This is a genomic window from Oleiagrimonas sp. (genome assembly GCF_027858935.1).
Classification (GTDB): domain Bacteria; phylum Pseudomonadota; class Gammaproteobacteria; order Xanthomonadales; family Rhodanobacteraceae; genus Oleiagrimonas.
Window position 1 is genome coordinate 1 of sequence record NZ_JAQIBU010000276.1, and the last position, 4,447, is coordinate 4,447.

Sequence of the window (4,447 nt, forward strand, 5' to 3'; positions counted from 1 at the left end):
CCGGCGCCGCGGGACGCTTCAACATGGGCCTGGTGATCTCCACCGGCATGGCCATCGGCACGCTGTTCACCCTGTTCGTGGTGCCCGCCTTCTACCTGCTGCTTTCCACCGACCACCACAGCGACAAGCCGCAAACGCAAGCGCTGCCGCCACCCGTATCGGCCTGATACCGATGCAGCCCACGCTACGCCATCGTGATGCCGCACGCTCCACGATCGATGCACTTGGGAGCCTCACCCCGTGGCCTGGTCGGCCTCGGGGCTGAAGCCCTCGTGCTGACGGGTCCGATTGCAGAGGATCTGGATCTACTCGAAGATGACCAGGGAGCCCGCCGCAGATCCTCTGCACGCGTTTGCGCAGCTGCTCCTTGCTTCAGGCTGCCGGGAAGGCCCGGTCAGCGCATCGACACGACCGTTGTCGCGTCTCCACGCTCAACATCGGGAACCTTCATGATCGATCCGCACAAGCTCGAGCGCATGCAACATCACCTGGCTTCGCTGGGCCTCAAGCGCTCGTCCATTTCGCCGCCGATCCACCGACTGGCCTGGCGCATGGGGTTCAATATCGAACCCCCACTGTTCGCACCGTTCCGGGTCAATGTCGTGTTCTTCGGTACCTACTTCGGTGCCGTGTGGGGCCTGTTCATGTGGGTGTTCATCTGGAAGAACATGTCGATCCCCGTGGCACTTGGCGCGGCCTTCCTCGCCGGACTGCTGTTCGGCCTGGGCATGGCCTGGTACTTGCGCAAGGTCGCACGCTCGCTCGACCTGCCCGCGTGGTCGCAGTACACCGGCGACAATGCGCAAAGGCCCTCGTGACGGTGGCGATGCATCCATGAGCATGCGTCTGGTGGGTGTGAATACAGGTCGGCCGGCCGAGGTTCGGCACGGCGACCAGCGCATTCGCACCGGGATCTTCAAGCATCCGGTGATGGGCCCGGTCCGCGTGGGGATGGGCAACCTGGAAGGCGACGGCCAGGCCGACCTCAAGCACCATGGTGGCGCGGACAAGGCGGTCTATGCCTACGCGCTGGAGCGCTACGACTACTGGCGCGGCGTATTGCAGCGCCAGCGGCTGGACTACGGCGCATTCGGCGAAAACCTCACCATCGCCGGCCTGGATGAGTCCGTGCTGTGCCTCGGTGACCGGCTGCGCACCGGCAGTGCCGAGTTCGAGATCACCCAGCCCCGCGTCCCCTGTTTCAAACTCGGCCTGCGCCTGGACGAGCCGGCCATGCCGCGCCTGTTTGCGGACTACGCATGGCCGGGCGTCTACCTGCGCGTGCTGCGGGAAGGCATGATCGAAGCGGGCGACACGGTGCATCTGATCGCGCGGGAACCGCGACGGGTCGCGATCCGCCCCCTGTTTCAGGCCTACCTGAATCCCCGGGAGCAACAGGCCGAACAACTGATGCGACAGGCACTGGAGGTACCCGCGCTGTCCGCGGAATGGCGCCGGCACCTGCGCCAGCGACTGACGGTCTAGCATCGCGACCGCGCGCCGGGAATGCCGCCGGTGGATGAACGCCACCGGCGGCGCGGGATTACATCGTGACCGGCTCGACCTTGACCGGACCGCCAACCATCAGCGTGGGGGCACCTGCGGCGTAGCCGACCTTGTTGTAGGCGGCGACGTCACCGGCCTCAAGGGCGTTGAAGCGCTGCAGCGTGTCCTGGACCCGGGCGTCGATCTGCTGTTGTGTCTGGAGCAGCTGGGGCGGAGGCATCTGGCCGTTCAGACCATAGGCGCCACTCAGGACCTCGGCGGCACCATGCAGGTCCGTGAGCTGGTGCAGTTCGTCCTCCGTAACCCCGTGCTGCACCTTGGGGTTGTAGATCCCGTCCTTGAATGCGCCGAGTTTCTTGCCCAGGGCCCTGGCCTGTTTCACGGCCGTGGCGTACCGCGGCTGGTCGCCCGCGCTGTGCTCGAAGGTTTGCAGGGTGGCCTGCATCGCCGTGACCCGGTTGAGCACCTCATCGATCGCACTGAGTTCGTTGCGCGCATGCAGGGCATGCTGCAGGGCCACCTTTTTCGCGGCCATCGCCGGCGCCTGGTTGGGATCGGCGCGGACCTGCACCGATTCGGTGGCGGTATGCCCACCCGCAGCCAACGTGACCTGGTAGGTCCCCGGCAGCACCTGCGGTCCGTGCGCGTTGTTGCCATCGTGCTGGTCGTGCTTGTTCTTCTCGAAATCCAGCCGGGTCGCGCCGTCGTAACGCATGTTCCAGACGTAGCGGTTCACGCCCGCCTTGGCGTTGGTGTAGCGGGTCGCGATCACGTGCCCGCCGGCATCCTTGACGGTCACGGTCACCGCGCCATGATCGGCTTTCTTGCCGGCCTTGATGGCCTTGGGCACGGCGAAGTCCACCAGTACGCCGTCCGGCGCGTTGGGCGCCGTGTAGCTGGGTTCGGCACCCTCGCCGCGCGACCAGCGGACGAACTCGGTTCCAACGCCCGGCGTGAACAGATGCAGCGGCTGGCTGGCGATGGCCTTGCTGTACTCGGCCACCGGTGCAAAGTGATCCAGCACGAAGATGCCGCGCCCGTGCGTGGCCAGCACCAGATCGCCCTGCACGAACTTCACGTCCACCACCGGCACGGTCGGCAGGTGCGCGCCCAGGCGCACCCAGTGCCCCCCGTTGTCGCGCGAGACATAGGCGCCCAGGTCGTTTCCGGCGACCAGCACGTCCGGATGCTGCGGATCCTCGCGCACCACGAACACCGGCGCCTCGGGCAGTCCGCGATCGATACGGTGCCAGCTGTGGCCGTAATCGTCGGTGCGGTAGACATAGGCATGGCGGTCGTCGGACATATGCGCGTCGAAGCCGACGTAGGCCGTGCCCGGCTGGGTTGCCGACACGCCAATCTGGTACACGCGCGCCCACTTGGGTGCCCCCGAAGGCGTCACGTTCGACCAGTGCGCGCCCCCATCGCGGGTGACCTGCACCAGGCCGTCATCGGTGCCGGCCCAGAGCACCTTGCTGTCGGACGGGGCAAGGGTCAGCGAGAGCACCGTGTCATAGGTTTCGGCACCGGACAGGTCCAGATTCACCGGGCCGCCGGAGAGCGCCTGCTTGGCTTTGTCGTTGCGCGTCAGGTCGGGGCTGATCGACTGCCAGTGCTGGCCGCCATCCGTGGACTTGAGCACGTGGTTGGCGCCGATGTAGACGGTCTTCGGATGCTGTGGATCGACCGCGATCGGGCTGGTCCAGTTGAAGCGGTACTTTTCCTGGGTGGTCGGGATATCGTTGACGAAGACCGGACTGTGCAGGTACGGCATGATGAAGTCGCTGCGCTTGCTGTCGCGATGGAACAGCACGCTGGCGCCGTCCTCGGCATCGGCGTAGATCAGGTTCGGATCCGAGGGCGCCGGCACCACATACTCGCCGTCGCCGCCGATCACGTTGAACCAGTCCGCGCCACCGACGACATGGTCGGCCAGGGAGCTGGACGGCCCGCACCAGCCGCTGTTGTCCTGCAGCCCGGCGCACAGCATGGCCGGCGTGTGGTTGTCCGCGGCGACCATGTAGTCCTGTTCGATCGGCATGCCGTCGAGGAAACGCCAGCTCTTGCCGCCGTTCTGACTGAGATAAGCCCCGCCGTCGTTGCCCTGCAACATGCGTTTCGGATTTGTCGGGTCGATCCACAGTGCGTGATGGTCCACGTGCACCGATTTGTCCAGCACATGCGCGGTCTTGCCGCCATCGTCCGAGACCATCAGGTGGAAAGACAGGAAATAGACCTTGTCGGCATCCACCGGCGACACCTCCAGACGCGAGAAATAGAACGGCCGCACGTCCAGCGCGTGGTTGTCGCTGACTTCATTCCAGTGATCGCCCAGATCGTTCGAGACGAACAGCAGGCCCTTGCCCGGCTTGGTTTCGATCAGCGCATACACCCGCTGGGCGTCGCTGGGCGCTGTGGCCACAGCGATCCGACCCAGCGGCCCTTTGGGCAGGCCGTGATCGGTCAGGTGCGTCCAGGTCTTGCCGCCGTCGAGCGAGCGCCACAGCCCGCTGCCCTTGCCGCCGTCGACCAGGTTCCACGGATGGCGCACCACCTGCCATGTGGCCGCGAACAGCACTTCCGGGTTGCCCGGCGCCATGGCCAGATCGATCGCACCCGTGGTGCTGTTGACGAACAGCGTCTTGTGCCATGTCTGTCCGCCGTCGGTGGTCATGTACACGCCACGCTCGGGATTGGGGCCCCAGGCATGACCGACCGCCGCGACCACCACATGGTCCGGATTGTGCGGATCGACGATGATCTTGCCGATCTGGCCGACGTGCTTCAGGCCCATGCGCTTGAAGGTCTTGCCGGCGTCGGTGGAGCGGTAGACGCCGGCTCCGTCCATGATGTCGTTGCGGATGTTGGGCTCGCCCGTACCCACCCAGACCACGCTGGGGTTGGAGCGTGACACCGCGATGGCACCGATGGACGCGCTGGC

At 66.0% G+C, this 4,447-nt stretch carries 3 protein-coding genes; 2 read left to right on the top strand and 1 reads right to left on the bottom strand.

The window, feature by feature from the left end; translation table 11 throughout:
* The first annotated feature begins 449 nt into the window (after window positions 1-449).
* Together PF446_RS10310 and PF446_RS10315 are read left to right on the top strand one after the other, a co-directional pair.
* Complete coding sequence (locus PF446_RS10310) at window positions 450-818, top strand: DUF6404 family protein (RefSeq protein WP_298071338.1); 369 nt, start codon at window positions 450-452, stop codon at window positions 816-818.
* Between the two features lie 16 nt (window positions 819-834).
* Window positions 835-1,485 carry an MOSC domain-containing protein gene (locus PF446_RS10315; RefSeq protein WP_298071339.1) on the top strand — a complete coding sequence of 217 codons (651 nt, stop codon included), beginning with the start codon at window positions 835-837 and terminating at the stop codon, window positions 1,483-1,485.
* Window positions 1,486-1,543: 58 nt separating this feature from the next.
* Here the strand turns inward: PF446_RS10315 and PF446_RS10320 are convergent.
* A partial coding sequence (locus PF446_RS10320; protein WP_298071340.1) for a hypothetical protein occupies window positions 1,544-4,447 on the bottom strand: 2,904 nt, incomplete at its 5' end.